Consider the following 26,264-nt stretch of genomic DNA (forward strand, 5'->3'; position numbering starts at 1 on the left):
GTACACGCGAGGAGCCCCGCACCGTAGGACGGTGCGGGGCTCTCCCGAGTTGAGCGGGGTGCGGCGGTGTCGCCTAGTACCAGCCGTTGGCCTGGTGGAAGCTCCAGGCTCCACACGGGCTGCCGTACCGGTCTTCCATGTAGTTCAGGCCCCACTTGATCTGCGTGGCGGGGTTGGTGCGCCAGTCGGCACCGGCCGAGGCCATCTTCGAGCCCGGGAGCGCCTGGACCAGACCGTAAGCGCCCGAGGACGAGTTGACGGCCTTGTAGTTCCAGGTGGATTCCTGGTTGATGATGTTCGAGAAGCACTGGAACTGGCCGGCCGGGACCATCTGCTGGGCGATGGCCTTGACCTGAGCGACCGTGTAGGAGCTCTGGACCGCGAAGTCGCCGGCGTCGCGGGCGGCGGAGCGGCTGGCCACTTCCTTCGCCTCGCGTTCCTTCTTCGCCTTCTCGTCGGCTGCCTTCTGCGCCTCGGCCTTCTTGGCCTTGGCGTCCTCGGCGGCCTGGATGCGGGCGGCCTCCTCGGCCGAACGCTTCGCGTCGGTGTCGGCGGCGTGGGCGATGGTGTCGGCCTGCTGCGTCAGGGACGCACTCTGGACCTGCGCCTGGTCGCCGACCGGGATGTCAGTGAGGAGAGTCGCCCCGGAGGCGGTCGTCTCGAGGTCGTTCGAGGAGGGGTCGCCGGTGGCAACGCCCACGACTGCGCCGACGGTGGTGACCGCGGTGGCAGAAGCCACTGCGAAGCCCCGTACCGAGATCCGGCTCACACGATGTCCTTCCAGCAACGTCCGCAGTGACCGCGCGGACGCAAGAGTGCCCCTCGACACTGGCCTCCGTGGTTCTACGGTCACTGGAGACGCGGGCCCGTGGGCAACTCCCTCGCGGGGGCTGCACGTGAAACTCCGGGCGGCATACGGCAATCGACTGTGGAGTTGTGGTGCTGCGCGTACCTCACGGCTGATGCCGGAGATACAACTGTGCCGTATGCGGGGCCTGACGGAAAACAGACTCTGCCGGACCTCGACGCCGCAGGGCAATTCTATGTTGCGTGTGAAAGGTCACACCTGGGATGTTGCCTTTGGTTTCGCGAAAGACCTGTGCAGCACGACGCCGCCCGGCTAGGCTCTCGGGCCTTTACCGGACGGCGTCAACTCACTTTCCCGCTATGGGTTTTTTGACCGTTTCAGCCCCCTGTCGGGGTCAGAGGGTCTCCAGCATCTCGGTGACCAGAGCGGCGATCGGGGACCGCTCGGAACGCGTCAGCGTGATGTGCGCGAAGAGCGGATGTCCCTTCAGCTTCTCAACGACGGCGACCACTCCGTCGTACCGGCCGACCCGCAGGTTGTCCCGTTGGGCGACATCATGGGTCAGAACGACCCGCGAATTCGCTCCGATTCGTGACAGAACGGTCAGAAGGACATTCCGTTCCAGCGACTGGGCCTCGTCCACGATCACGAAGGCGTCGTGGAGCGAGCGGCCGCGGATGTGCGTGAGCGGCAGGACTTCCAGCATCCCGCGGTTCAGCACCTCCTCGATGACCTCGCGCCCGGCCACGGCCGAGAGGGTGTCGAAGACCGCCTGCGCCCAGGGGCTCATCTTCTCGGAGGCGTCCCCGGGCAGATAGCCGAGGTCCTGCCCGCCCACCGCGTACAGCGGCCGGAAGACCATCACTTTCTGGTGCTGCCTGCGCTCCAGCACCGCCTCCAGGCCGGCGCACAGGGCCAGTGCCGACTTTCCGGTACCCGCCCGGCCTCCCATCGAGATGATCCCGATCTCGGGATCGAGGAGGAGGTCCAGGGCGATGCGCTGCTCGGCGCTGCGGCCGTGCAGCCCGAAGGCCTCGCGGTCGCCCCGTACGAGCTTCACGTTGCCGTCCGCCGTGACGCGGCCGAGCGCCTTGCCCCGCTCGGACTGGAGGACCAGCCCGGTGTGCACGGGCAGTTCGGCGGCCTCCTGGACGTAGAGGCGCTCCTCGGAGTAGAGGAGGTCCACCTGCTCGCCGGAGAGGGCGAGCTCGCTCATGCCGGTCCAGCCGGCATCGGTGATCGCGAGCTCCGCGCGGTACTCCTCGGCGATCAACCCCACGGAGGAGGCCTTGATGCGCAGTGGGAGATCCTTCGAGACCACCGTGACGTCGTAGCCCTCGGCCTGGAGATTGCGGGCGACCGCGAGGATCCGCGAGTCGTTGTCCCCCAATCGGAAGCCTGCGGGCAGGACACCCGGGTCGGAGTGGTTGAGCTCGACACGCAGGGTGCCGCCCAGATCGCCCAGCGGGATGGGGGCGTCGAGGCGTCCGTACCGGACCCGGAAGTCGTCGAGCAGGCGCAGGGCCTGGCGCGCGAAGTAGCCGAGTTCGGGATGGTGCCTCTTTGCCTCCAGCTCGGTGATCACCACGATCGGGAGCACGACCTCGTGCTCGTCGAATCGGGAGATCGCGTTGGGGTCTGCCAGCAGGACGCTGGTGTCGAGGACGTAGGTCCGCCTGTCGGGCAGGCGGCGCTTTGTGCTGGTCACCACGGAAGGACGTACCCCCTCGGAAGAGGTCGGGCCATGAAGACCGGACCGGTCATCGGCACCCATGCCAGGGCCGATTCCCGGCCCTCCACTCCGACCGTGCGAACCGCACGTGCGTCCTGGTGCAAAGGGCCTCCCGGGCGGACGACCCCATGCCGTCCGCTGAGACTCGACACCCGTGGATCGGGCATCGACCTGAAAGTGGTATTCCCCGATCAGGCCAGGCCATGCCATGGCATATGACGGACGCTCGGTGAACCCCTGGTGAAGGGTTCGGGAGGGGAGGGGTGCCGGTGACCGAGGGGGCGTCAGGGGCCCCCGGGGGTACAGAGCGTGATCAGGACCCGTACCGCCGGTGGCGGGCCGCGTAGTCGCGCAGGGCCCGCAGGAAGTCGACCTTGCGGAAGGCCGGCCAGAAGACCTCGCAGAAGTAGTACTCGGAGTGCGCGCTCTGCCACAGCATGAATCCGGACAGCCGCTGCTCGCCGCTGGTGCGGATCACGAGGTCCGGGTCGGGCTGGCCGCGCGTGTAGAGGTGCTCCGCGATGTGGTCGATGTCCAGGATCTCGGCGAGCTCCTCGAAGGAGGTGCCCTTCTGCGCGTGCTCCAGCAGCAGCGAGCGGACCGCGTCGGCGATCTCCTGACGGCCGCCGTAGCCGACGGCGACGTTGACGAGTATCCCGTCGATGTCGTGCGTGGCCTGCTCGGCCTCCTTCAGCACGGTCTGCGTCCGCGCGGGCAGGATGTCGAGGTTGCCGACGTGGTGGACGCGCCAGCGGCCGTCCGCGGCGAGGCCCCGTACGGTGTTCTCGATGATGTTGAGCAGCGGGCGGAGCTCGACCTCCGGCCGGTCCAGGTTGTCCGTGGAGAGCATCCACAGGGTGACGACCTCGACGTCCGTCTCGGTGCACCAGCCCAGCATCTCGGAGATCTTGTCGGCTCCGGCCTGGTGGCCCTGTTCCGTGGTGCCTCCGGACGCCTTCGCCCAGCGCCGGTTCCCGTCCAGAATGACGCCGATGTGCTTGGGCGCCGCGTCATGGTCGAGGCGGCCTTCCACCCGGCGTGCGTAGAGCCTGTACACCAGGTCGCGCAGCTTCACGATCTTCCAGCCCCTCCGTGCAATGCCCCCGTGCGAATTGCGGTCCCCCGAGTGCGCCACATTACTGCGCGGCGGGATGGGGTACCCAACTCGGTCTGTCACAGCTCCGTGATAGGGAGGACAACGTGACTGATAACAATCCCTATCGGGCAGAGCCCTCGCGCTACGACTCCATGGAGTACCGGCGCACGGGCCACAGCGGCCTCAAGCTCCCCGCCATCTCCCTCGGCCTCTGGCACAACTTCGGCGACGACAAGTCGCTCGAGTCCCAGCGGGCGATCCTCCGCCGGGCCTTCGACCTCGGCGTCACCCATTTCGACCTGGCGAACAACTACGGTCCGCCGCCCGGCTCGGCCGAGCTGAACTTCGGCAAGATCTTCGCCCAGGACTTCGCGTCCTACCGCGACGAGCTGATCCTCTCCACCAAGGCCGGCTACCTGATGCACCCGGGGCCGTACGGCGAGTGGGGCAGCCGCAAGTACCTGCTGAGCTCGCTCGACGCCTCGCTCAAGCGGATGGGCGTGGACTACGTCGACATCTTCTACTCGCACCGCTTCGACCCGGAGACCCCGCTCGAGGAGACCATGGGCGCCCTGGCGTCCGCGGTCCAGCAGGGCAAGGCCCTCTACGTCGGCGTCTCCTCCTACACCGCGGAGCAGACCACCGAGGCGGTGCGCATCCTGCGCGGGATGGGGGTGCGTCCGCTGATCCACCAGCCCTCGTACTCCATGATCAACCGCTGGACCGAGGACGACGGGCTGCTGGACACCCTCGAGGAGTCCGGCATGGGCTGCATCTCCTTCGCGCCGCTCGCGCAGGGCCTGCTGACGGGCAAGTACCTCAAGGAGATCCCGGCGGGCTCGCGGGCCACCCAGGGCAAGTCCCTCAACCCGGAGCTGCTGTCGGACGAGGTGCTCCGCAGGCTCGACGGGCTGAACGGAATCGCCGCGCGGCGCGGGCAGTCGATGGCACAGCTGGCACTGAAGTGGGTGCTGCGCGACGACCGGATGACCTCGGCGCTGATCGGCGCGTCCAGCGTGCGGCAGCTGGAGGAAAACGTGGCCGCGCTGGCGGGCGATCCGCTCTCCGAGGCCGAGTTGAAGGAGATCGACTCCTTCGCCGTGTCCACCCCCGGCACCAACCTCTGGGCCCAGCGCGGCTGACCTGCGCGTATGCCCGTGGGGCGCGGAGAACAAAAAACGGGCCGGTCCGTGGGGGGGATACGGACCGGCCCGAGGGGGGGGTTCCACCATAACCCTTCGTAAAGCGTGATGCGTGCATTGGCGCGCCATGATTACGCTCCGAAACCGCCCAGCAGCACTCCGGTGAGTGCCCCGGCGGCCATGAAGGGGCCGAAGGCGAAGCCGTCCTGGCGTGTTGCGGAGCCGCGCAGCACAAGGAAGAGGCCGTACAGGGCCCCGTAGAGGAAGCCCAGGAAGGCCCCGAAAGCCCATACCCCCCACCCGTACCACCCAAGAGCGACCCCCAGCGGAAGCGCCAGCTTGACGTCGCCGAAGGCCAGCCCGGCGGGGTTGATCACGTGCAGCACGAGGTACGAGGCCCCGAGCGCGCCCCCGCCCAGCAGCGCGAGCCGCCAGTCGCCTCCGGCGCGGGGCAGCAGGGCGGCCGATCCCAGCCCGGCGGCGACCGCGGCGGCCAGCGGCAGGGTCAGTACGTCGGGCAGCCGGTGCACGGCACGGTCGACGAGCGCGAGCAGCACCAGCGCCGGGGCGAGCCCCACGTAGGCCACGGCCTCGGGCCGCGCGCCGACGGCCGCCCCGAGCGCGGCGCAGACCCCCGCCGTCAGTACCGCGACCGGCGCCGCCCGTCTCCCGTACGCGTGCCCGCCCGGCCCCGGGACCCGGCAGCGGGCCGGGCCCAGCCAGCCCGGCAGCGGATGCCCCTTCGGGCAGCTGTCCCGCCAGGGCTCCTCCGGCTCGACGGACAGCCGCCAGGCGGCGCGCGGCAGCAGCAGCCCCGCGGCCACCCCGTACCCGGCGGCAAGAACGATCACGACCACACCCATCCGGCGACGGTAGGCCCCGCAGCCCCGCACGAACCAGCCCCGGCTGGGCTTGAGTCCCGGCAACGGCGCCGCACCCCTAGGGTGACCCGCATGGCTCACTGGGACGACGGACACGGCACCCTCACGGTCGGGGCGGTGGCGGTGCCGCTGGAGATCGCCGCCTCGTACCGGGCGCGGACCCGGGGGCTGCTCGGCCGGGACGGCATCGCCGGGGCCATGCTGCTCACCCCCGCGGCGAGCGTGCACACCTTCCGGATGCGCTTCGCGATCGACGTGGCGTACCTCGACCGGAACCTGCGCGTCCTGGCCGTGGTCACGATGGCCCCGGGCCGGCTCGGGCTGCCCCGGCCGCGCTCCCGGCACGTGCTGGAGGCGGCGGCCGGAGCGATGGCCGGCTGGGGGCTGGGGCCCGGCACCACCGTGCGCGTGGACAGGCCCGAGGACAGGTCCGCGGACGGGCCCCTGGACAGGTCCTAGTGGAGGTCCCGCCTCGGCGGTAGGTTGGGGCGGTTGAGCTGGGGTGTCAGGGGAGTGCATGACGGAGAACGCGATCAAAGCGCTGGAGCAGATCATGCCGGCGACGCACGGCGCCGACGAGGACATCGACTGGCCGAGCGCCGAGGCTGCCTGGGGCACCCGGTTCCCGGCCGACTTCGTCGCCTTCATGGGCCGCTTCGGTGCGGGCTCCATCAACGGTGAGGCCAGCATCCTGCTCCCTCTCCCCAAGCCCGGACTCCAGTGGGACCCGGCCGAGATGGCCGAGGAGACCGAGAACGCCCGCCACGTCTGGGAGGCGGAGGGCGGCCGGGCCGCCTTCGACGTGGACCCGGAGGCGATCATCGCCTGGGGCGTCACCGGCGGATCCGACATCCTGTGCTGGCTCACCTCCGACCCCGACCCTGACCGGTGGCCGGTCCTGGTGTGCGGGCGGCACACCGCCGACTCCTTCGCCGTGTACCCGTACGGCATGGCCGAGTTCCTCTACCGGCTCTGCTCCGACGAGTTCGACGTGAGCCCGGTCAGCATCACCTTCTGGGACGGCGACCACCTCAGCTTCGTCCACTGGCGCAAGGCCCAGCGCCGGTGGCAGGAGGGCCGCAACCCCGAGACGGGTGAGCCCGACCCGTACGCGGGCGAATTCGCCGACTGACGTTCCCGTCACACCACCGAGCCCGTTCCGTGACCGGAAACGGGCTTTTCGGCATGTCTACGCGCGTCCATTCCGTGGATCACATATCGGAAAACACCATGCGGAAAAGCCCCAGTTGGAGCATTGACCACAAGTGCCCCCCAATGGAATCAGCCACCCCACTTTCAGGAGAGAATTCCGGCCAACGGGCCATGAAGGGACACCCCAGCCCGGAGCAACTCATAAGTAGTAACGGGATCCAAAAGAAAATCAGGGGAATACACCCGTGGGACGAAGAATCTTCGGAACGGCCGCCACCACGGTCGTGCTCGGACTGCTGATACCACTGGCCGGATGTGGCGGCTCCGGAGGCGGCGCAGGTGGCAGCGGCACGCTGCGCCTCGTCGCCGCCGAATACGGCGACACTCCGGCCACCAGTTCAAAGGCGTTCTGGGACAAGGTGACCGCCGATTTCACCGCCGCGAATCCCGGAATCAAGGTCGAGGTCAAGCTCCTGCCGTGGGCCGACATCGACCGCGAGGTCTCCCGTATGGTCAAGGCCGGGAACGCGCCGGACATCGCGCTCATGGGCTCGTACTCGGACTTCGCGGCCCAGGGAAAGCTCTATTCCGCGGACGAGCTCCTCTCGGTCACCCGGGAGGCGAACTTCCTCCAGCCGCTCGCCGAGGCCGGCACCGTCGGCAGCACCCTCTACGGTCTGCCCTTCGTGGCGAGCAGCCGCCTCCTCTTCTACAACGAGGCCCTGTTCTCCAAGGCCGGCGTCAGCGCACCCAAGACCTGGGCCGACCTCAAGTCCGCCGCCAAGGCGCTCAAGGACAAGGGCGTGAAGTTCCCGTACGCCATGCCCCTGGGCCCGGAGGAGGCGCACGCCGAGGCGATGATCTGGGAGCTGAGCAACGGCGGCGGCTACGCCGACAACAGCGGCAACTACAGCCTGGCCTCCGACCCGAACATCCAGACCTGGCGCTGGGTCAAGGACAACCTGATCGCCCCCGGCCTCGTCGGCCCCACCCCGCCGTCCCAGCTCAACCGCGCCGACGCCTTCGCCGCCTTCCTGCGGGGCGAGGTCGGCATGCTCAACGGCTACCCGTCGCTCGCCCACGAGGCGCGCGCCAAGGGCATCGGCGTCGGCACCGTGTCCATGCCTGTCTCGGACACCCTCGCCAGCGGGGAGGTCCCGCCGACCGTGGGCGTGGCCGACTGGATGATGGCGTTCAAGCAGAACGACCAGCGCACCGAGATCGGCACGTTCCTGGAGTTCCTCTACCAGGACAAGAACCTGTCGGACTTCGCCAACCGCTACCACCTGCTGCCGTCCACCGTCACCGCCTCGCGCACCGCGGGCGGCGGCCTCGACAAGAACGACCAGCAGTTCCTGACCGCGCTGTACGGCGCACAGCTCTACCCGGTGAACGACCCGTCCTGGGTGACCGTCAGCGACACCATCAAGCGCAACATCGGACGGGCGGTGGAACCGAACGTCGACCCGAAGACCGTCCTCGAGGACATCGCCTCCAAGGCGAACGAGGCCTCGAAGAAGCACTGAAGAACCCCGTGACACGGGACCTTCGCCCCATGCCGCAGACCACCCCGTGCGGCAGGATGGCCACTGCGGCTCTCGATCCGAGGCCCCGGCCCCGTCGCCCGCCGAGCACCCACAAGGTGCGCAGGGCGGCCGGCCTCAGCGCTGCCGCTGCTGCCCGTATCGCCCTTACTGCGCTTGTCGCCCTTGCTTCCCGTGGTCCGCGGCGAACGCCTTCCGGTGCTGCTCGCAGCTCGAGTTCCAGGGCAGCTTGCCCGTGAGCGTCGCGTAGCCCGAGCGCGTCACCGACCACTCCACCGTGTACTCACCGGTGTCACACGCGATCCGCTTGCCGCCCGCGACCTTCTCGCGCCCCGTCGCCGGCTTCCCGTCCAGCTTCCGGCGGACCTCCCCCGCCTTGGCCCCCTTGGCGGTGCGCAGTACGGCGTGCACCTCGATCTGGTGCGTGCCCTCCTTGGTCGTCACCGCCTTCTTCACGAGCGTCGAGTCCGACACCGACCAGGCGAACTCGTACGACGGCTGCCACTCCAGCGTCTTGGGGTCGGGGACCTGTCGCTCGTAGTCCGGGGCGCCGGAGGGGCCGGGGCGGGTGACCGTGTCGTACTGGATTCCGGTGTGGAAGCGGAACTGCGCCTCCAGCTTGTGCATCTCGTCCTTGGTCCACATCGACTTCATGGACTTCTCGCCCCCGGCCGGGTCCTGGAGGTACGCAGTCCCCTCCGCGGCGGTGGCCGGCTGGACGAGGGCGGGGGCGAGGGCCGCCGCGGTGGTGGCGAGGGCGAGAGCTGCCATGCGGGTGCGCGTCATGCCCGGTCCAACGGGGCCCTCCGGCGGGCCGGAACGACGCCGGGCGCGCTTTCACCCGTACGGGAGCGCTCACCTGCCGGAATGGCGCGGGGCTGTAATTCAGGCCTGACCCGTCTCGAAGCGGCTGATGCGGCCGTCAGGGGTGACGCGGAAGTTCCAGGCGGTGCGCATCTCGCCCCAGGTGTCGTTGCGGTAGTTGACGACCAGGTGGTGACCCCCGTCGGACTCGGACTCGACCTGCATGTGGCCGCCGGAGTCGAAGATCTCCTTGTCGATCCACTGGTGGACGTCGCGGTCCGAACCGTCGTCGGACATGGTCGCGTCGGGGGTCAGCAGTGCGAGGAAGGCGTCCTTGTCGTGGCCGTTGACGGCGGCGACGAAGGCGCCGACGACGGGGTCGGACAGCTTGCCTGGGGTGAGGGTCACAGCGGCCTCCTGGTCGGGCTTACGGGCCCACGGGCGTACGGTCGTACGCCCGTGACCAGGGAACACCCCGGGCCGGTCCGGGGCGTCGACCCTCACCCGTTCGCCGCCGGACGGCGTGTCAGGAGGGGTCGGGGGCCTCGGGGACGGTGCGGACCGGGAAGCCCGTCGGCCGGCCCTGCTCCTTCAGCCAGGCCAGCACCTGGTCGAGGGCGTCGACGGTCTGTGCGCGGTTGCCGCCGCCGTCGTGGAAGAGCACGGTCGGGCCGTTGCCGATCTCGCGCTTGACGGCGTCGACGATGGCGGCCGTGCCCGGCTTGCCGAAGTCCTTGGTGTCCACGTTCCAGCCGAGCGGGCGCATCCCGTGTGCGGCGGCCAGGCGCCGGCTGTCGGGGGTGAAGGCGCCGCCGGGGGCCCGGTAGTAGTCGACCTTCGCGCCGGCGCCCGCGGCTTCCTCTATCAGCCGCTTCGCGTCCAGGATCTGCTGTTCCTGGTAGGCGACGGGCTTCTTGTCCATGGCCGTGTCGTGGTCCATGGTGTGGTCGCAGAGCCGGTGGCCGGCTGCGACGACCTGCTTGACCAGGTCGGGATGGGCCTTGGCCTGCGGACCGATCATGCAGAAGGTGGCCTTCACGTCGTGCTGCTTCAGCACGTCGAGGACCTTCGGGGTCCAGCGGGGGTCGGGGCCGTCGTCGATGGTGATGTTGACGGCGTTTCCGCCGCTTTCGGAGGCGTGGGCTATGCCCTCGGGTATCCGCTCCGGCTGCTGCTGGCCGGGCTGGCCCGCCTGGCCGGGTTGGCCCGCCTGGCCGGGGTTTTCGGCTTCCTTCTCCCGGGACACGTTCCGATGCGCGGGCTCGTGCCCCGATTCCACGGCGGCCGCCACGCCCCACACCGTCGCCGCCACGGCTACGGCGGAAGCCGCGACGACGGCGCGGGCCCGGATGCCCTTCTCGTTCATGCGCGCCAAGAACCCCATGTCCACTCCCCATCCGCCTCGTCCGCGTTCTGTGGATCAGGACGTTCGTCGCAGCAGGGGGGTTCCAGCCGAAGAGCCCATAAATTCCAATTAATGGGACAGATGGGATCGGTGGGACTTTAGTCCTCGATCGTCCCGAGTTCCTGCCCTTGCGCAACCGAGGTGAAACGGTTCGTCTTCCTGGTCCGCCCCTCAGGCGGAGGCGGTGACGGGTTCTTGTGGGGCGGGTGCGGTCTTGTCGTCCTGGCTCGCGTCGCTCGCAGTGTTGTTGGGGGTGGGGGTGCCGCGGAGGGGGACTTCCTTGATGAACAGGGCGGCTGCGAAGCCGAGTACGGCGATGATGGCGCCGAGGAGGAAGGCGGAGTGGGTGCCGACGGCGACCGCGTACTGGTAGGCCTCGCGGATGGTGTCGGGGAGTTTGGCCAGGCTGGCGGCGTCGAGCTGGGCGGAGCCGGCGGCCGCGGCGGCCTGGGTGCCGAGTTCGTCGGTCATGGTGGTGGTGACCTGGTGGGTGAACAGGGTGCCCATCAGTGCGACTCCGAAGGCGCCGCCGAGGGTGCGGCCCAGGGCGGTGGTGGAGGAGGCGACGCCCATGTCCTTCAGCTCGACGCTGTTCTGTGCGACGAGCATGGTGATCTGCATGAGGAACCCGATTCCGGCGCCGAGGACGGCCATGTAGAGACCGGAGACGAACCGGGGGGTGGCGGTGTCCATCGTGGAGGCGAGGAAGAGTCCGAGGACCACGAGTGCGCCGCCGGCGATCAGGAAGATCTTGTATTTGCCGGTGTTGGTGGTGATGCGGCCTGTGATCATCGAGACGGCCAGCATCGAGCCGAGCAGGGGCAGCAGGAGCAGCCCGGAGTTGGTGGCCGAGGCACCCTGGACCGCTTGCAGGAACAGGGGGAGGTAGAACACGCCGCCGACGGTGACGAACCCGACGAGGAACCCGATCAGGGCGATGAGGCTGAAGTTGCGGTTGCGGAAGACGTGCAGCGGCAGTACCGGCTCGGCGGCCTTCGTCTCCACGTACAGGAACGCGGCGGTGGACAGGACGCTGACGGCGATCAGGGTGGTGATGCGGGCGGAGGACCAGGCGTACTGGGTGCCGCCCCAGGTCGTCACCAGCACCGTGGAGGTGATCGCGGCGGTCAGCAGCGCCGCCCCCAGGTAGTCGACCTTCGGACGGGTGTCCTGCGTCTTCTTGGGCAGGTGGAGGACCGCGGAGACCATGACCAGGGCGACGGCGGCGAGCGGCAGGTTGATGTAGAAGGACCAGCGCCAGCCCAGGTGATCGGTGATCGCGCCGCCGATCAGCGGGCCGCCGATCATGGAGATCGCCGAGACGGCGGCCATCATGCCCTGGTATTTGCCGACCTCACGGGGCGGGATCACACTGCCGATGATCGCCATCGCGCCGACCAGCAGACCACCCCCGCCCAGACCCTGGATCGCACGGAACGCGATCAGCTGGCCCATGTCCTGCGCCGCCCCGCACAACGCGGAGCCGATCAGGAAGATCACCACCGAGGTCAGGAACGCGCCCTTGCGCCCCCACATGTCACCGGCCTTGCCCCAGATCGGGGTCGAGGCCACCGTGGCCAGGGTGTAGATGGTCACCACCCACGACAGATACTCCAGACCGCCCAACTCACCGACGATCGTCGGGATCGCGGTACTGGTGATCATCGTGTCGAGCGAGGCCAGCAGCATCGCGATCATCACCGACATGAGGACGACCCGCACACTGCGCGGCTTCCCGCCCTTCGAAGTCCCGGCAGAATTGACTGTGTCCACCATGTCCCCTCCCCTGACCCTGCTTCACGCATCGCCCACCACACGGCACTTACTTGCCGCCCGGCTAGTTCACCACTAAGGTAGACCCGTAACTAGCCGGGCGTCAAGTAAGTACGAGTGAGCATGCGAGCCGAAGGAGATTCCATGTCCAGCAGCACTGCGCAGAGACGGCGCGGGGACACACGTCAGCGCATCCAGGACATCGCCCTGGAGCTGTTCGTCGAGCAGGGCTACGAGAAGACCTCGCTCCGCGAGATCGCCGAGCGCCTGGACGTCACCAAAGCCGCGCTCTACTACCACTTCAAGACCAAGGAAGACATCATCGTCAGCGTCTTCAACGACCTGACCCGGCCCATCGACGAACTCATCACCTGGGCCCAGCAGCAGCCCCCCACCCTGGACACCAAGCGGGAAGTGCTGCGCCGCTACAGCGAGTCGATGGGGGCCGGCGCCTCACTCTTCCGCTTCATGCAGGAGAACCAGGCGACGATGCGCGAACTGAGCATCGGCGAGACCATGAAGAACCACATGGCCGAACTGGTCGAACTCCTGCGCACCCAGGACGGCCCCCTCACCGACCAAGTCCGCTGCGTCAGCGCCCTCTTCACCCTCCACGCCGGGATGATGTACCTCCAGCACGTCGAAGGCGACCCCGAAGAAACCCGCCTCGCCGCCCTGGAGGTCGCAACCGACCTCATCACGCAGGCCCACCAGGCGGCATAGCGCGGACAGACGAGTTGCCACTCAGACGAGCCGGCGGTCCTCGGCAGCGATGGGGACGTCATTGACGCTGGCCTCGCGCCGCCGCATCAGGCCGTTGCCGTCGAACTCCCACTGCTCGTTGCCGTGGCTGCGCCACCACTGGCCGGAGGCGTCGTGCCACTCGTACTCGAAGCGCACGGAGATGCGGTTGCCGGTGTATGCCCAGAGCTCCTTGCGGAGCCGGTAGTCCAGCTCGCGCTGCCACTTGTCGGCGAGGAACTCCCGGATCTCGGCGCGGCCGGTGAGGAAGCGGTCGCGGTTCCGCCACTGCGAGTCCTCGGTGTACGCGAGGGCCACGCGCTCGGGGTCCCGGCTGTTCCAGGCGTCCTCGGCGGCCTGCACCTTGGCGCGGGCGGACTCTTCGGTGAAGGGCGGCAGGGGCGGGCGTGGCGTGGTGGTGGCAGTCATGGCGGTCCCTCTCTGACACGACACGGAAAACGTTCGTTCTCACGCTAGAGAACGCACGTTCTCCACGCAAGCGAAAACTGGATTACCCTTCCCCCATGGACGACGAAGAGGCCCGCACCCGACTCCTGGACGCGGCGGAGGCACTGTTCTACGCCGACGGCATCCAGGCCGTCGGCATGGACCGCATCCGCGCCGACTCGGGCGTCCCGCTCAAGCGGCTCTACCGGGTCTTCCCGGCGAAGGAAGCCCTGGTCACGGCGTACCTGGAACGCCGGGACCGGCGCTGGACGACGAGCCTGCGCGAGGCGGTGACAGGCTCCCCGACCCCGGTCCTCACCGTCTTCGACTGGCTGGCGGACTGGTTCTCCGAGCCGGATTTCCGGGGCTGCGCGTTCCTGAACGCGTACGGGGAACTGGGCGCGGGCGGCCCGCCGGCGGTCCTGGACGTCGTACGCCGCCACAAGTCCGAACTCCGCGCCCTGCTGGCCGAGCTCGCCGGCCCTGACCACCCGGCCCTGGCGGACCAGCTGCTGATCCTGGTCGAGGGCGCAACGGTGGTGGCCGCCCTGGAACCGGGCCCGGAACCGGCGCGTCGGGCGCGGGAGGTGGCGGAGCGGCTGATCGCCGCGACGGGGTGACGCTCGCCGCCCCGGGGCGGGGTGACGGGCGGACGTTCCGGCAGACGGCGTAGGGGGGTCCGCCACCGCTCGCTCCCGCCCGCGCGCGGACGTAGCGTCGCAGGCGGACCCCCTCCCGCCGGATCACGGAATCGAGGAAGCCGAGATGGCAGTTCTGGTCTACAACCGGGGCGCGGACTGGACCCAGGAGCTCTACCAGGCGATGCACGACCGGGTACTCCCGGACCCCGCGAACCCGCCCGCCGGACTCCTCGCCCACATCGCGTCGCCCAGCGACAGGGGCGGCTGGCAGGTCATCGACGTATGGGAGTCGGAAGCCGACTTCCAGCGCTTCGCGGAGGAGACGATCGCCCCTGCCGCAAAGGACCTCGGCGCCCCGCCGTTCGAGACGAAGGTGATCCAGATCTACAACCACCTGATCCCGTAGTCAGGCCGCGCCGCCGGCCTCGGCGATGGCCGCCCAGATGAGGGCGGCCGCCTCCATCTCGTCCAGCCACACCACCCGGAGTTCCGCGGCCTCCTCCGGGGAAACGGGCAGCTGCGTGCCGGTCGGCTCCCAGCGCAGGCTGTCCCGGCCGAACGCCTCGTCGTACGGCACGCTGCGCACCGCACGCCTCCGCAGCAGGGGGCCCTGCCGGTCGGCCGCGGTGTAGTAGGTGATGCGGCCCTCGGCGTCCACGGCGTCGAGCAGTGCGGGGTCGAGGGAGCTCAGCGGGGGATTGGCGACGCGGCCCACCAGAGTTCCGCGGCGCACCGTCACACCGGTCAGGTCGAGGAAACCGCCGCTGTCCTGGAAGAACGCTCCGCCCCGCTCGTAGAAGAGCAGGAGCGGCTCGTAGGGGTCGGGTAGGTCCGGAAGGGCTTCCGGATGCCGCGCCCGGTAGTCCGCCAGCCGCACCACACCCGCACAGGTCCGCTTGACGGCGCCGACGCAGATGATCTGGCCCAGGTATTGCCGGAGTTGTGCATCGACCTCCGGGGGAAGCGCGAATTCGGGGTCCACGTAGTCGACGACGTCGAAGAACGGCCACATCGCCTCGGCCGAGTAGGCCTGCGCCCATATCCCGGCCCGCCGCAGGTACTCACGAAACAACAGGCGACGGGACATGACGTGCACGAGCACGTCGTCCCACTCCCCGTCCCATTCCACCGCCCGAAGGCGCTCCAGCACGAGTGACGCCGCCCGGTCGCTCACTTCACGATCCCCTGCTTGTCCAAATGCCGTCGTCTACCCGAATACGGCGTCGGTGAGGTCCGGCCCACGTCCGTCGATGAGGTCGGGAGCCTCGAGCCCGTAGCCCTCGGCTCGACCGTAGTACGTCGGCTCGCCGGGCTCCGCTTCGACCCCGAGCAGCTGGTCGAGCTCCCGCAGGGCTGACGCGAGCCGCGGCGCGTTGTTGGCATGGATGGCCGGGTGCGGCTTGCCCCGGAAATCGCACTGACCCCATACGTCGTGGTACACGGTCAGTTCGGCCGAGGGGCCGATCTCGTCGGGTGACACCATGAGTTCGACCAGGCGGTACTCGTTGTGGCGGGTTCCGCTCGCGTCGAACCAGGCGCCGGATCCCGACACGAGGATGCCGCCCATCTCCGCCTGCGGATGGCCGCCCGGCTGGCAGGCGCGGAGGTCACCGGGCAGTGCCGGATCACCGAGCGCACGCCTGCCGAGGTCGAGGCGGCTGTGAATGCCGAGGCCGCCCTTGCCGACCTGGAACCAGTTCCACTCAAGTGAGGCTGGCTCCAGCAAAGCGTGCTTCTGAAGCACCGCACCCATGCGCGCCGCGGTCCTGAGCGCGGACTCCAGACCGGGCTCCGCCACGTCATCCAGATCCCAGAACCACGAGCCGCATTCTTTCGGCGCGCGCATCAGCATCGGCATGGAACTTCCGTACGACTCGGCGGCATTGATCGAAAGCAATGACATCGGGGCGGACGAGCGATATCCAGTCAGCTCAGCAGATCGGCGACAGGAACTTGCACGGAAATGACGCCTCCGGGGTTCAGTTTCAGGTGGGCATCGATCGGCAGGCTGGCTGCGAGTCGGAGAGCATCCATCTTCCGCAGCTCGGGAGCCGTGCCGGGGGCATGACGCACATCGGTGAAGGCTTCCACGACCCCGCTACCGCCTGCTACCGCGCGATGTTCCCCGAGGCCGACGATCGAGTCAGGGATCAGGAAAACACTGGATTTCGCGAGTGCCTGACAGATGGCAGCTTCGGGCCCGTACCCAGTGACAGCAAGCTGAATGGCCGCATCTACCGGATCTGTCGGCTCAGGCATTCCCATGGTGCGCGGCGAAGGGCGATATTTCGAGTTGCCTTTAAATTCATCGGTGATCACACCATCGTCGTCGACTTTCCAGGCACCCATGATGGCGTAGGGCGGGACCCGACCATGCGAATCGACGAACGGGTCGATCGCATAGACCCAGGAGCCAGGGTTCCTCGCCGCTTCCGCGCGCATGGATTCCGTGATCCATCGAGCCGGGTCTGGAGTCAGTGATTCACTCATGTCCCTTATTTCTCAGTCTGCGAACGAAGTCCCTCTGTTCGCCCACGTAGGCGAGCCGACCGTACTCGACGTCCGGCACTGCGCCGAAGATTCCGACAGTGACCGGCCGATCCACAAGGGGCCAGCGGTAGGCCTTCCTGCCGCCTCCCATTTCCAGTGCCATCCTACTGGGATACACGTCACGACAGGCACCCTCGACCGCGGGCTTCAACCCTTCCCGCTCAAGACCTGAGCGAACATCCGCCAGAGCCTCAAAGAGATTCCATGCAGTAGCCTCTACGACCTTGTCGAAGTAGGAAATTCGGACCGTATATTCGGTATCCAAAAATTCCGCGACCAGCCTTCCCGGCGTGGACCCGACTTCGGAGACGAGAATGACCTCCGAGTCATGCAGCATTTCCATCTCACGGGACACGTTCAGCCTCAGGGCGATAGTTCGGGTTAGGGATCAGGTCACCCATTTCACCCGTCGCATAGTTGTACGGGCGAGCTCCCTTGATGTATTCGGGGCGAATCCCACCGGGGAAGGCGATCTCCATCTCGTAGTCGAGGGGGTGAGGCCCCATGGAGGTGTTCACATCGATGCCGCCTGGCAGATCGACCTCATAAGTGTACTTTCCGCCGAAGTCCTCACCAATGTCATCACGGTACGAGGTGCTGATGAACGCCGAGTTGTCACTCTCTTCGACATAGTGACGAAGGTCGACACTTGAGGGATCCAAGGGCTCGAAGCCGCTCTCGAAGATGTCCTCGGGCTTCCTGTTGTCGCTCCTGTACAAGGGAGCATCGTCGGTACGCCAAACGACCGGCATGCCCAGCTGGTCGAGATCGACGCTGTCGTCCGTCGCCGCCGCGAGTCGGTTCGGCTCTCCCCCGTCTGCTGCACCCGCCCCAGGTCCGCCCGCCCCGTCGCCCGCATCGCCACCACCGCCGTGGCCCCCACCAGTAGACGGGCCGTCGCCGTGGCCGCCGCCCGTGGACGGGGTGTCCGTGTGGGTGGCACCGCCCGTCGGCGTGGTGTCCGTGGCGTGGCTCCCACCGCCTGTGGGGGTGGGGTCGCTGTGGCTGTTGTGGACGCCGTTGTCGGCCATGCCGCCGGGGGCGGTGTCCGGATGGGTTCCCGGGGTGTGGTCGGCGGCGTGGACCGGGTCGGAGATGTTGGATCCGAGGTGAACGCCGTCGCCCGCGGGGCCGCCGACCGTCTCCAGGACGCGGTCCGGGACCTCGACCTTGACCGGGGTGTCGAGCTTGGGGACGTCCGCACCCGGCTTCGTGGCCGGGACCTTTTCGACCGGGCCCTCGTCGACGGTCTGGTGGAGGCTGCCGTCTTCCTTGTAGTAGTTGCCGTCGGGGTCGAGGTACTTCGCCTCGCCGTCGAAGGGCAGTTTGACCGTGCCGGGGGGCAGCGTGGCAGTGCCCTCGGGGAGCTTGATGTTGCCGTCCGGGAGCTTGATCGCGCCGTCCGGGATGGCCGTGCCCTTGGGGAGCTGGATCGAGCCGTCGGGGAGCTTGAGGGAACCCCCCGGCATCGCGAACGCGCCGTCGGCGATCTTGACGTCGATGTTGCCCATGCCCTTGAGGGCGGCCATCACGTCGCCCGCCTTCGTGAAGCCCGCGCCCGCGCCCTTCATGATGTACGTCATCGGGTCGACGACCCTGCCGGCCTTGCCCGCCAGCGACAGCGCCTTCGCGATCGCACCGGCCTTGCCCGCGCCCGAGACCGCACCACCCGTACCGCCCGTGGCGATGGTGGTGATCACGTTGAAGGTGACCGCACCCGCCGCGCGGCCCGGGTTGGAACCCCACTGATCCCACGCGAGGAGGGCCTTGCCCGTCTCCTTCATCGCGTTGCGCGACTCGCGCAGATAGGAGGGCAGTTTGTCGTCCGGGATCGCCATGAAGAGCGGGCCCACACCCGGCATCATCGCGATCCCCAGACCGGTGCCCAGCTTGGCCAGACCCGTCCACGACTGCTTGAACGTGTCCCAGCCCTGGAGGCCGACGAGGCCGCCCAGGCCCTTGAGGGTGCCCCATACGCCGTCCACGAAGAAGCCCTTGGTGAACTCCCAGCCGTGCTCCCAGAACTGCCAGCCCGGTATGGACTCCTCCACCGCGTCACCCCACGGCAGGGACTTGGACTGCTTGAGCGCCTCGGCGTCGTAGCCGTACATGCCCTCGCCGTGGGAACCGTCGTCCGTCTTCAGTGGCTTCCCGCCCACCAGCGCGACGATCTTGGCGTGAGCGGCCTTCTCGACGTCGTGGAACTCCTCCCACACGTCGGCGATCTTGTTGCGGCGATCGAGGTTCTCGTCGATCAGATCGCCGTCCTCACGCCACTTCTCGTCCTTGTCCGTCTTCTCGCGGAAGGCTTGCGCGTCCGCCCTCAGCTTCTCCAGCTTCTTGATCACGGGTGCGGCGTCACGCGAGTACGTGCCCAGGGCGCCGGCGATCGTGCACATGTCGGAGCTCAGCTTCAGACCCAGGTCCGAGACCGGCTTCGTCGTCGCGAACAGCTGGTCCGCTTCCGGCGCCTGGTAGAAGGCCTGGATCCCGCCGAAACTGGTGTGGACGTCACTCGCCTTCGTCGAGACGGCGGCCCCGCCCGACGAGATCGCCTTCACCTTCTCGTCCAGTACCGCCAGATCCCCGGTGAAGACCGGTATCTCAGCCGGATCGACCGGCGCGTCCCCACTCACTTCTTGGCCCCCGTCTTCTCACGCAGGAATTCAAGGTTCACGGACTTCGCCGCGTCCTGCGCTTCCTTGGCCTGGTCGAGATCGCCTTCCAGGTACTCGTTCGTCGCCGTCACCGCGCCGAGGATGCACGCCTCGATCCGCTTCGCCATCGACTCGAACTCCGGCTTGCGGACCGTCAGGTACTCGCCCAGCGCAGCCGCGACCGGGCCCAGCGCCTTCTGCGGCGCCAGGAAAGCCGAGCCGGGGGCCGGGCCCGCGCCGGGGGCCAAGGGACCCTGCGGAGTCATCCCCGACTGCGAACCCGGCACGGCCGTCCCCGCGGCCTGAGCCGCCTCCGACATGGCTGTCAGCAGCGCGTTCAACGCCTTCTCCAGCTCGCCGGCGTTCGTGCCGACGGTCTTCAACTGGCCCTGCACACCCTGCGGCTTAATGTCCCACGACGTCATCAACGACCCCCCGTACAACCGACCAACTGTCCTACGTCACCGGCCCGTTCAGCCGATCTTGTCGACCGCGGCCCTCGCCCGCTGAAGCGTCTGCTGCGCCGTCACGTCGTTCTTCTCCAGCGTCGTGTTCAGCAGCTGGATGATGTTCTTGACCTCCTGCGAGGCGTTCTTCCACCGCAGCTCCTTGGCGTGGTAGTCATCCGCCACACCATCCGCCGCGAAGTCCGTCATCGCCGCCGCCACCTGCGCCTCACGCGCCGCGATCACCTGCTCCAGCTGACCGATGATCGCCTTGATACCGCCCTGCACCTCCGTCGAGGCACCCAGGTCATACGCCCGACGATCCGTCCCACTCGCCATCACAACCACACTCCCCGTGAAGAAGAAGACTCAGAAAACTCGGAAACGGGCTCAGCGGCCACGGAAACGGGCGCCGTCGAAGTTCGCCGCGCCCTGCTGCTGCCGCGCGTTCTCACCCTGCTCCTGGTCACCCGACCCGAACGCCTGCTCCATCCCCGACTGACCACCGAGAATCGCCGCCAGCGAAGCGTTCAGCTCCTTCGCGATCCCGTCCGCACGCAGCTTGAACGAGTCGAACGCCACCTTGCCCTGCCCCTGGAACTTGCCCTCCAGCGGCTGCGCCGCAGCCACCAGCTGCTTGATCAGCGACCCCAGGTCCGTATTCGAATTACGCGACCCGGACATCAGGTTCGACAGAACCTGCGCCCCCATGTCGAACTTCATCCCAATCCCCCGTGCTCTCGGATGATCGTAAGTATGTCCACTCCGATCAACCTACATCGCTCCTGCAACGAGCAACGAGCCAGTTGTGACGCACCTATGACAAACCAACAGGTGCGGATACAAGCCCTCCGCTCAGGTAGTCGGCGGCGCCGAACCGGGGCAGGCTCGCCCAGGTCCGGGTCCCGCCGCCGGGCTCACGGGAGTCACCGAAGCCCCAGGCCCCTCCGCAGTCCCGGACCACCGCGCCCATGAGCCGCAGGGCGACCCGCCGCCGGGCCTCGCAGTGGGCGGCGAGCCGGGGGTGGGCGTGGGGCGCGTGGCCGTCGTAGACGGTCAGGCGGAGCGAGTCGTCGCGGTAGCGCACGGACAGGTACAGGCTGCGGCCGGGGTCCAAGTGCCAGGCGGCCGCCATCAGTTCCCCGGCGACTTGTACGGCGGCGGGAGCGAGCGGATCGAGCCGGTACGCGTGCAGGACGGACCGTACGGCGGCCCGCGCGATCTGGGCGCTGTACGGGGCCCCCGGGACGGTGAGGTTGCACGCGAGCGTGTCGAGCGCGGGCGGCTCGTCCCGGTCGGCCTCGGGCGGGGACACGGGGCAGGTGGTGAAGGGGCGGCTGGACATCGCGGACTCCCTGAGGGCGGAGGTGACTACGGCGAGTTCGGCGCGCACGGATGGCTGACGCGACCGGGGAGCGTGGCTCGTCGCCGAGGCCGAGGCATGCTGCGGCGATGCACTTCAACTCCCCTGCGTGAGCGGTGCAGTACCTAACGTAGCGCCATGCGGGCCTTATTTGGCCCGGCATACGGGAGAAATCATCCGTACGTGGCCAGACCGGCTACCGACACGCAAGACTGCACGCCATGACCGCGAGGACCGCCCCCACAGAGCGTCAGAAGAGGCTGGGGTATGAGCTACGCAGGATGCGCACATCGGCCGACGTCTCAGCCGAGTACGCGGCTGGGCTGCTGGGCGTGGACCGAGGCGCCATCTCCGCCATGGAGTCAGGTACGCGCGCCATCTCCGCTGAGCGACTGCGGACACTGGCCTGCAACTGCGCCGTGACCGACGAGGAGCACATCGCGGGCATGACGGCGATGGCCGCGCCCAGTCGCGGATGGTGGGACCGCTACCGAGGCCAACTCCCCCAAGGATTCCTGGACATCGCGGAGCTGGAGGCGCACAGCAGCAGGATGCGGGGCGCCTTTTCGGTGCACATGCCGGGTCTCCTCCAGACCTCGGACCACGCACTTGCCGTATTCCGGATGGTCATCCCCCGCTTGCCGAAACACGAGGTTGCGCTGCGGCTGGCGTTTCGCGCCGAACGCCAGCAGCTGCTGGACGGCGCCGGCGCGCGCGAGTTCGTCGCGATCGTGCACGAAGCCGCCTTGCGCGTGCAGTTCGGCGGGCGTGGGGTTCTCCGCACTCAGCTGGAGCACTTGCTCGATCGGTCGGCGCAGGAGAACGTGACCCTACTCGTCATCCCGTTCGAAGCGGGTGGATTCCCGGGCGCGGGCCAGACCGTGCTCTACGCGGAAGGCGCCACCATGCAGCTCGACACCGTCCAGGTCGACAACTCGCACGGCCCCGACTTCCTCTACGCGGACGCGCAACTCGCCAAGTACCGGGCGCACTTCGACGCTCTGGAGAAACTAGCGCTGTCCCCGGAGGATTCCCGGGGGTTCATCCACACCATCGCGAGCCAGCTGTGAGAGGGGACTCCGTGCCTGACGTGACCTGGGAGGAGCCGTTCTGCGGCGAAGGAAACTCCTGCTACCGAATAGGGGTGGACGGGGGCGGGAACAGCTACATCGCCATCGCCGGCCGGGAGGACACGTACCTCACCGACTCGGCGGACGCCCTCCGTCAGCTGATCCGGGACATCAAGGCGGGCAAGGCCGACCACCTGCTGGCCGACTGAGCCCGCCGGATCGCCGGTGTCAGCCGCCCGCGGTGCGGGGGAAGGTGATCTCGACTCGGCGGTTCTTCTTCCGGCCTTCCTCGGTGCCGTTGTCGGCGATCGGGTAGTCCTCGCTGTAGCCGCGTACGTCGAAGACGACGCCCGGGTTGGTCACGGTCTTGGACAGCTCCGCCTGCACGGCGTCGGCGCGCTGCTTGGAGAGCTCCTTGCCGTGTTCGTAGCTGCCCTGGTCGTCGGTGAAGCCGAAGACTCGGACGCGGGTTGCCTTCTGCGTGTTGATCTCGGAGGCGATGGCCTGTATCCGGGCGGCGGCCTGGGCGTTGAACACGGCGCTGTCCTCGGGGAACAGGACCTCGGACTGCAGCGCCATCATGACCGTCTGGTTGGTCTCCTGCCGCCGCTGCTCGCCGCCGAGGTCTTCGACGACCTCGGCGATGTCGAGCACCTTGGCGGGTGCGAGGGTGCCGCCCTGGGGGATCTTCAGCCCGGGCGAGCTGGAGTCGATGGGCACGGGAGCGGATGCCGATGGCTCTGCGCCGGGGGGTACCGATGGCTTGACGTCGTCGGCGTGTGCGCTGGTCACGCCGACGAAGTGTGCCCCGGCGATGACGAGACCGACGACGGCCGTGGCGGCGGTGGTGCGGTGGCTTTTTGTCATGGGGTCACCCGGAGAGTTTGACGGTGGCCGTGGCGAAGGTGGGGAGGTTGAACTCAACCTCTGCAGTCGTGGCCGGAGGCACGGGAAACTGAGCAAAGAAGGGGACCGACTTGCCAGCACCGATGGCGTTCACTCCCGTGGTGCAGAGGCACCTTCCATCGGTATCACGCAGCACGTAATAGCGCTTCTTCCCAGCTTTGTCGACCAGAGTCGCCCCGGCGACGGACTCTCCGCTACTGGTCAGCTCATTGCCGCGCCAAGCCGTTGTGTGCGTGAAGTCCTTAGCGCCTGTGTTCTTGAGCTGTCCGCTGACCGTCAGGAATCCGCCCGCATCGCGTGTCGCCGAGTTGACCACAAGAACGACTCCCTCCTCCCCGTCTGCCGTCGCGAGCACCTCGGTAGGCGAGGGTGCGGGACTACCGCTTGGTGCAGGTGCAGATGCGCCACCGCCCGACTGGGACGTGGACGGTTTCTGAGACTCCTGCGGCTTCTTGTCGTCGCCGCTACTACATCCGGCGAGCATGAGGGCCAAGACCGCCGCAACCCCTACGGCCGCTCCCCCGCGGACCTTCACCATGTGCCGCATGCTCATCTATGCCGCTTCCTCACTCTGTATTCGCTGTCAGTCGACCAGTCGCACGGCGAAGAATGTCCCCGCCAATGTGCGCCAGGGTTCGGGCTTCGCAGGGTCGAACTTGATTTCGCCACCGCCCTTGCATTTGATCTCGACCGAGACGGGCTTCTCCTCACCACCAGGCGACGGCGACGGCGACGGCTCAGCGACCGCAGTCCCCAACTGGCAGCGGGGTTCTATGACTGCCGTGGCGTTGGCCGTGCCGTGCTGTCCACTGGCCCCGGGGACCACAGAGTCCCCAACTGTGCCTGTGGTCGTCACCTCGACTGTAAATCGCGGCAGATCCGGTTCGCAGTCGGCCGTCGCATCGTTCCTCGCGGCAAAGTCCCGGGCTGCACCGCAGGCGCCGTCGGCATCCAAGAGCCCACCCTCGAGGAGCTTCTTCCACCCATCCGGCTTGAGAGTGAGTAGATCAATTCCTGGCATCAGATGGTCTCTGGCATCCCGAGCCGCCGCCAGTGCCGCAGCATCCGCCGCACCTTGTGCATCGCTCCGTACGACCGAAGCCCGTCCGACGACGAAGAGCGCCAACGCGGCGAAGAGCAGACCCGCCACCACCACGATGTAGATGGGGAAAGCCTGCCCACGGTCACCTAGTCTGCGCTCGATCACTTGCCCGCGGTGATCCCGGCGATCTGGTCCTTGATCTTGTTCGTGATGCCCTGACCGATGCCAGTACCCACCAACGCCCCGATGATCACCACCACAACCAGGATGATCCCCAGGTACTCGAAGGCCGTCTGGCCGCGATCCCTCGTGCCTGTTCCCGCGTACCGCTTCCGCATCCTCGCCAGGGTGTTCTGCAACATGGGGGTTTCCTCCCGGGCCGGTGCCACTGCTGGTTTGCGGACGGTACGGCGAGTCACCAGTCGTAACCAAGGGTCCCGGGGCCCAAATACGGACCCATTGCGCACTCCGTCTACCCATGACCGGTCACTCCTGGACGGGCGGTTCCCAGCCAGCGGGCTATCGCCTCGCTGCGGGTGGTGCAGTGGAGCTTGGCGAAGATCCGGTTGATGTGGTTCTTGACCGTCTTCTCGCTGATGAAGCACGTGGCGGCGATCTGCTGGTTGTTCATCCCGGACGCGATCAGATCCATGATCTCCACCTCCCGCGAACTCAGCCCGAAGACAACAGAGTTGTGCATCCGCTCAGAAGAGGGTGCCACAGTTCGTTGCTGCTGCGAAGAGGACCGGAGTTCGGCGAGCAGTGCGCTCGCCGCCGTCGGGGTGAAGTGGGGGCGGCCCTCCGGGGCGTCGCGGACCGCGCGGAGCAGGTCGTCACCCGTGAACTCGCCGTGGACCAGGTAGCCGCCCGCGCCCAGGAGCAGGGCCTCGCGGACGATTTCGGCTTCCCGGCTGTACGTCAGCATCAGCACCGGGGCCAGCTGCACCAAGTGCGGCAGGGCCGAGATGCCGTCCACCCCCGGCATCCGGACGTCCAGCAGGACCACGTCCGGAGCGTGCCGGCGGGTCAGGCTCAGTGCCTCGCGGCCGTCCGCCGCCTGCGCTATGACCTCGATGTCCTCGGCCGTGCACAGGATGGCCGCCAGGCCCGCCCTGATGACCGGGTTGTCGTCGGCGATGAGCACGCTCAGTGGGGCCACGGCTCAGCCACCCCCGAGCAGCGCGCCGAAGTCGACGTTCGCGCCGTAGACGAAACCGCAGACCAGCAGGATCAGCGTGCCCGGGAGCATGAACATGGTGACGGCGAACGTGGCCTTCGGGACGGCCCGGGCCGCGCGCCGACGGGCGTTCTGGGCGTCCGTACGCCGCATGTCGTCGGCGATCGCGATCAGCGTCTCCACGATCGGGGAGCCCAGTTCCTCGCCCTGCTGGAGGGCCGTGACGAACTGCGCGACCTGTTCGCTGTCGTTGCGGCGGCGCAGTTCGTCGAAGGCCTGGCGGCGGCTGACGCCCATGTCCATCTGTTGCAGGGTGATCCGGATCTCGTCCGCCCACGGGCCCTCGTACTTGTGCGCCACCCGCTCCAGGGCCTGCCGGAAGCCGAGTCCCGCGCTCACCACGACCGCGAGCACGTCCAGGAAGTCCGGCAGGGTGCGCTCGATGTGGTCGCGCCGGACGCGGATCGCCGACCACAGCCCGACCTCGATCCAGAACAGGCCGAAGGCGACCATCAGCAGGGCCGGTACGAGCTGTCCGTTGATCAGCATCGAGAAGGCGCCGAGGGCACCCAGGGCTCCGTACACCGCGCGCCGCGCCGCGTACCGGTCGATCGTCAGGCCGGCCGGGTTGCCCGCCATGTCGATCTGGCGGCGCTTGCGGGCCACTTGGTTGGGTCCCATCAGGCGCAGGACCGCCGGGGCCCAGCGGATGCCCATCCGGTCCACGACCGAGCCGACGGCGGTCGTGCGCGTGGCGCCGACCTCCAGGGCCAGTGCGAGGTCGGTCGGCAGTTTGACGTCGGCCCGGTAGAGCCGGATCCCGTGGAAGACGCCGAGGACGGACAACGCCACGGCCACGGCCAGGAGAAGAGCGATCACGCCGGCAG

At 68.2% G+C, this 26,264-nt stretch carries 33 protein-coding genes; 9 read left to right on the plus strand and 24 right to left on the minus strand.

All coding sequences use genetic code 11. The features are described from left to right. Nucleotides 1-73: 73 nt before the first annotated feature. The 3 genes from JIW86_RS16345 to JIW86_RS16355 all read right to left on the minus strand — a co-directional run bounded on the left by JIW86_RS16345 (nucleotide 74) and on the right by JIW86_RS16355 (nucleotide 3,615). Nucleotides 74-787, minus strand: coding sequence for a transglycosylase SLT domain-containing protein (locus JIW86_RS16345; protein WP_416237571.1), 714 nt, complete (start codon nucleotides 785-787; stop codon nucleotides 74-76). A 415-nt stretch (nucleotides 788-1,202) separates the two neighbouring features. Next, nucleotides 1,203-2,519 (minus strand): PhoH family protein, encoded by a 1,317-nt coding sequence (locus tag JIW86_RS16350; protein ID WP_257554439.1) that lies wholly within the window; start codon nucleotides 2,517-2,519, stop codon nucleotides 1,203-1,205. 334 nt (nucleotides 2,520-2,853) lie between these two features. After that, entirely contained in the window at nucleotides 2,854-3,615 is a 762-nt protein-coding gene (locus tag JIW86_RS16355; protein WP_215148743.1) for an isoprenyl transferase, read from the minus strand. 125 nt (nucleotides 3,616-3,740) lie between these two features. Here JIW86_RS16355 and mgrA point away from each other — a divergent pair, with 125 nt between their 5' ends. Next, on the plus strand, nucleotides 3,741-4,778 hold the full coding sequence (gene mgrA, locus JIW86_RS16360) for an L-glyceraldehyde 3-phosphate reductase (protein WP_257554440.1): 1,038 nt from the start codon (nucleotides 3,741-3,743) through the stop codon (nucleotides 4,776-4,778). 131 nt (nucleotides 4,779-4,909) lie between these two features. On the opposite strand, the gene JIW86_RS16365 is transcribed toward mgrA, so the two are convergent. Next, complete coding sequence (locus tag JIW86_RS16365) at nucleotides 4,910-5,641, minus strand: prepilin peptidase (RefSeq protein WP_257554441.1); 732 nt, start codon at nucleotides 5,639-5,641, stop codon at nucleotides 4,910-4,912. Between the two features lie 90 nt (nucleotides 5,642-5,731). Here JIW86_RS16365 and JIW86_RS16370 point away from each other — a divergent pair, with 90 nt between their 5' ends. From JIW86_RS16370 to JIW86_RS16380, 3 genes are all read left to right on the plus strand, one after another. Continuing rightward, nucleotides 5,732-6,118 (plus strand): DUF192 domain-containing protein, encoded by a 387-nt coding sequence (locus tag JIW86_RS16370; RefSeq protein ID WP_257554442.1) that lies wholly within the window; start codon nucleotides 5,732-5,734, stop codon nucleotides 6,116-6,118. A gap of 58 nt (nucleotides 6,119-6,176) precedes the next feature. Beyond that, nucleotides 6,177-6,791 (plus strand): SMI1/KNR4 family protein, encoded by a 615-nt coding sequence (locus JIW86_RS16375; RefSeq protein ID WP_257554443.1) that lies wholly within the window; start codon nucleotides 6,177-6,179, stop codon nucleotides 6,789-6,791. 265 nt (nucleotides 6,792-7,056) lie between these two features. Continuing rightward, nucleotides 7,057-8,337 carry an extracellular solute-binding protein gene (locus tag JIW86_RS16380; RefSeq protein ID WP_257554444.1) on the plus strand — a complete coding sequence of 427 codons (1,281 nt, stop codon included), beginning with the start codon at nucleotides 7,057-7,059 and terminating at the stop codon, nucleotides 8,335-8,337. Nucleotides 8,338-8,502: 165 nt separating this feature from the next. On the opposite strand, the gene JIW86_RS16385 is transcribed toward JIW86_RS16380, so the two are convergent. From JIW86_RS16385 to JIW86_RS16400, 4 genes are all read right to left on the minus strand, one after another. Then, nucleotides 8,503-9,141, minus strand: a complete 639-nt coding sequence (locus JIW86_RS16385; RefSeq protein WP_257554445.1) for a hypothetical protein — start codon at nucleotides 9,139-9,141, stop codon at nucleotides 8,503-8,505. Nucleotides 9,142-9,240: 99 nt separating this feature from the next. Then, nucleotides 9,241-9,567 carry a nuclear transport factor 2 family protein gene (locus tag JIW86_RS16390; protein WP_257554446.1) on the minus strand — a complete coding sequence of 109 codons (327 nt, stop codon included), beginning with the start codon at nucleotides 9,565-9,567 and terminating at the stop codon, nucleotides 9,241-9,243. Nucleotides 9,568-9,685: 118 nt separating this feature from the next. Continuing rightward, entirely contained in the window at nucleotides 9,686-10,543 is an 858-nt protein-coding gene (locus JIW86_RS16395) for a polysaccharide deacetylase family protein (RefSeq protein ID WP_416237572.1), read from the minus strand. Nucleotides 10,544-10,735: 192 nt separating this feature from the next. Then, a complete protein-coding gene (locus tag JIW86_RS16400) occupies nucleotides 10,736-12,340 on the minus strand; it encodes an MDR family MFS transporter (protein ID WP_257554447.1) in 1,605 nt (534 codons plus the stop codon). A 141-nt stretch (nucleotides 12,341-12,481) separates the two neighbouring features. Between JIW86_RS16400 and JIW86_RS16405 the strand changes: the two genes are divergently transcribed. Then, complete coding sequence (locus JIW86_RS16405) at nucleotides 12,482-13,060, plus strand: TetR/AcrR family transcriptional regulator (protein WP_257554448.1); 579 nt, start codon at nucleotides 12,482-12,484, stop codon at nucleotides 13,058-13,060. A gap of 21 nt (nucleotides 13,061-13,081) precedes the next feature. Here the strand turns inward: JIW86_RS16405 and JIW86_RS16410 are convergent, their stop codons facing one another. Then, nucleotides 13,082-13,507 (minus strand): nuclear transport factor 2 family protein, encoded by a 426-nt coding sequence (locus JIW86_RS16410; protein ID WP_257554449.1) that lies wholly within the window; start codon nucleotides 13,505-13,507, stop codon nucleotides 13,082-13,084. 95 nt (nucleotides 13,508-13,602) lie between these two features. Here JIW86_RS16410 and JIW86_RS16415 point away from each other — a divergent pair, with 95 nt between their 5' ends. Both JIW86_RS16415 and JIW86_RS16420 read left to right on the plus strand, forming a co-directional pair. Beyond that, nucleotides 13,603-14,145: a TetR/AcrR family transcriptional regulator gene (locus JIW86_RS16415; RefSeq protein WP_257554450.1), complete on the plus strand. Its 543-nt coding sequence runs from the start codon at nucleotides 13,603-13,605 to the stop codon at nucleotides 14,143-14,145. A gap of 145 nt (nucleotides 14,146-14,290) precedes the next feature. Beyond that, on the plus strand, nucleotides 14,291-14,572 hold the full coding sequence (locus JIW86_RS16420) for a hypothetical protein (protein ID WP_257554451.1): 282 nt from the start codon (nucleotides 14,291-14,293) through the stop codon (nucleotides 14,570-14,572). Here JIW86_RS16420 and JIW86_RS16425 read toward each other — a convergent pair whose 3' ends face one another. From JIW86_RS16425 to JIW86_RS16465, 9 genes are all read right to left on the minus strand, one after another. Next, nucleotides 14,573-15,340 carry a hypothetical protein gene (locus JIW86_RS16425; protein WP_257554452.1) on the minus strand — a complete coding sequence of 256 codons (768 nt, stop codon included), beginning with the start codon at nucleotides 15,338-15,340 and terminating at the stop codon, nucleotides 14,573-14,575. Nucleotides 15,341-15,373: 33 nt separating this feature from the next. Further along, nucleotides 15,374-16,018: a hypothetical protein gene (locus JIW86_RS16430; RefSeq protein ID WP_257559338.1), complete on the minus strand. Its 645-nt coding sequence runs from the start codon at nucleotides 16,016-16,018 to the stop codon at nucleotides 15,374-15,376. Nucleotides 16,019-16,092: 74 nt separating this feature from the next. Then, on the minus strand, nucleotides 16,093-16,656 hold the full coding sequence (locus tag JIW86_RS16435; protein ID WP_257554453.1) for a type VII secretion system-associated protein: 564 nt from the start codon (nucleotides 16,654-16,656) through the stop codon (nucleotides 16,093-16,095). Continuing rightward, a complete protein-coding gene (locus tag JIW86_RS16440) occupies nucleotides 16,649-17,071 on the minus strand; it encodes a hypothetical protein (RefSeq protein ID WP_257554454.1) in 423 nt (140 codons plus the stop codon). The genes JIW86_RS16435 and JIW86_RS16440 overlap by 8 nt, the downstream gene beginning before the upstream one ends. Next, nucleotides 17,061-19,352 carry a hypothetical protein gene (locus JIW86_RS16445; protein ID WP_257554455.1) on the minus strand — a complete coding sequence of 764 codons (2,292 nt, stop codon included), beginning with the start codon at nucleotides 19,350-19,352 and terminating at the stop codon, nucleotides 17,061-17,063. Before JIW86_RS16445 ends, JIW86_RS16440 begins: the two co-directional genes overlap by 11 nt. After that, nucleotides 19,349-19,798, minus strand: coding sequence for a DUF6507 family protein (locus JIW86_RS16450; protein ID WP_257554456.1), 450 nt, complete (start codon nucleotides 19,796-19,798; stop codon nucleotides 19,349-19,351). Before JIW86_RS16450 ends, JIW86_RS16445 begins: the two co-directional genes overlap by 4 nt. Before the next feature lie 48 nt (nucleotides 19,799-19,846). Continuing rightward, nucleotides 19,847-20,158 (minus strand): pore-forming ESAT-6 family protein, encoded by a 312-nt coding sequence (locus JIW86_RS16455; RefSeq protein WP_257554457.1) that lies wholly within the window; start codon nucleotides 20,156-20,158, stop codon nucleotides 19,847-19,849. Nucleotides 20,159-20,209: 51 nt separating this feature from the next. Further along, nucleotides 20,210-20,542 carry a hypothetical protein gene (locus tag JIW86_RS16460; RefSeq protein ID WP_257554458.1) on the minus strand — a complete coding sequence of 111 codons (333 nt, stop codon included), beginning with the start codon at nucleotides 20,540-20,542 and terminating at the stop codon, nucleotides 20,210-20,212. Between the two features lie 94 nt (nucleotides 20,543-20,636). Next, nucleotides 20,637-21,164, minus strand: coding sequence for an ATP-binding protein (locus JIW86_RS16465; RefSeq protein ID WP_257554459.1), 528 nt, complete (start codon nucleotides 21,162-21,164; stop codon nucleotides 20,637-20,639). A 239-nt stretch (nucleotides 21,165-21,403) separates the two neighbouring features. On the opposite strand from JIW86_RS16465, the gene JIW86_RS16470 reads away from it, so the two are divergent. Then, nucleotides 21,404-22,252: a helix-turn-helix domain-containing protein gene (locus JIW86_RS16470; RefSeq protein WP_257554460.1), complete on the plus strand. Its 849-nt coding sequence runs from the start codon at nucleotides 21,404-21,406 to the stop codon at nucleotides 22,250-22,252. A gap of 11 nt (nucleotides 22,253-22,263) precedes the next feature. Beyond that, a complete protein-coding gene (locus tag JIW86_RS16475; RefSeq protein WP_257554461.1) occupies nucleotides 22,264-22,461 on the plus strand; it encodes a hypothetical protein in 198 nt (65 codons plus the stop codon). 19 nt (nucleotides 22,462-22,480) lie between these two features. On the opposite strand, the gene JIW86_RS16480 is transcribed toward JIW86_RS16475, so the two are convergent. The 6 genes from JIW86_RS16480 to JIW86_RS16505 all read right to left on the minus strand — a co-directional run bounded on the left by JIW86_RS16480 (nucleotide 22,481) and on the right by JIW86_RS16505 (nucleotide 26,253). Then, nucleotides 22,481-23,119 (minus strand): OmpA family protein, encoded by a 639-nt coding sequence (locus JIW86_RS16480; RefSeq protein ID WP_257554462.1) that lies wholly within the window; start codon nucleotides 23,117-23,119, stop codon nucleotides 22,481-22,483. 4 nt (nucleotides 23,120-23,123) lie between these two features. Beyond that, nucleotides 23,124-23,711, minus strand: a complete 588-nt coding sequence (locus JIW86_RS16485) for a hypothetical protein (RefSeq protein ID WP_257554463.1) — start codon at nucleotides 23,709-23,711, stop codon at nucleotides 23,124-23,126. Between the two features lie 30 nt (nucleotides 23,712-23,741). After that, nucleotides 23,742-24,365: a pilus assembly protein TadG-related protein gene (locus JIW86_RS16490; protein ID WP_257554464.1), complete on the minus strand. Its 624-nt coding sequence runs from the start codon at nucleotides 24,363-24,365 to the stop codon at nucleotides 23,742-23,744. Beyond that, on the minus strand, nucleotides 24,362-24,562 hold the full coding sequence (locus JIW86_RS16495) for a hypothetical protein (protein ID WP_257554465.1): 201 nt from the start codon (nucleotides 24,560-24,562) through the stop codon (nucleotides 24,362-24,364). Before JIW86_RS16495 ends, JIW86_RS16490 begins: the two co-directional genes overlap by 4 nt. 110 nt (nucleotides 24,563-24,672) lie before the next feature. Continuing rightward, complete coding sequence (locus JIW86_RS16500) at nucleotides 24,673-25,359, minus strand: response regulator (protein ID WP_257554466.1); 687 nt, start codon at nucleotides 25,357-25,359, stop codon at nucleotides 24,673-24,675. 3 nt (nucleotides 25,360-25,362) lie between these two features. Further along, complete coding sequence (locus JIW86_RS16505) at nucleotides 25,363-26,253, minus strand: type II secretion system F family protein (protein WP_257559339.1); 891 nt, start codon at nucleotides 26,251-26,253, stop codon at nucleotides 25,363-25,365. Nucleotides 26,254-26,264: the final 11 nt, after the last annotated feature.

The sequence above is a fragment of the Streptomyces sp. NBC_00162 genome, from assembly GCF_024611995.1.
In the GTDB taxonomy this organism is placed as follows: Bacteria; Actinomycetota; Actinomycetes; order Streptomycetales; family Streptomycetaceae; genus Streptomyces.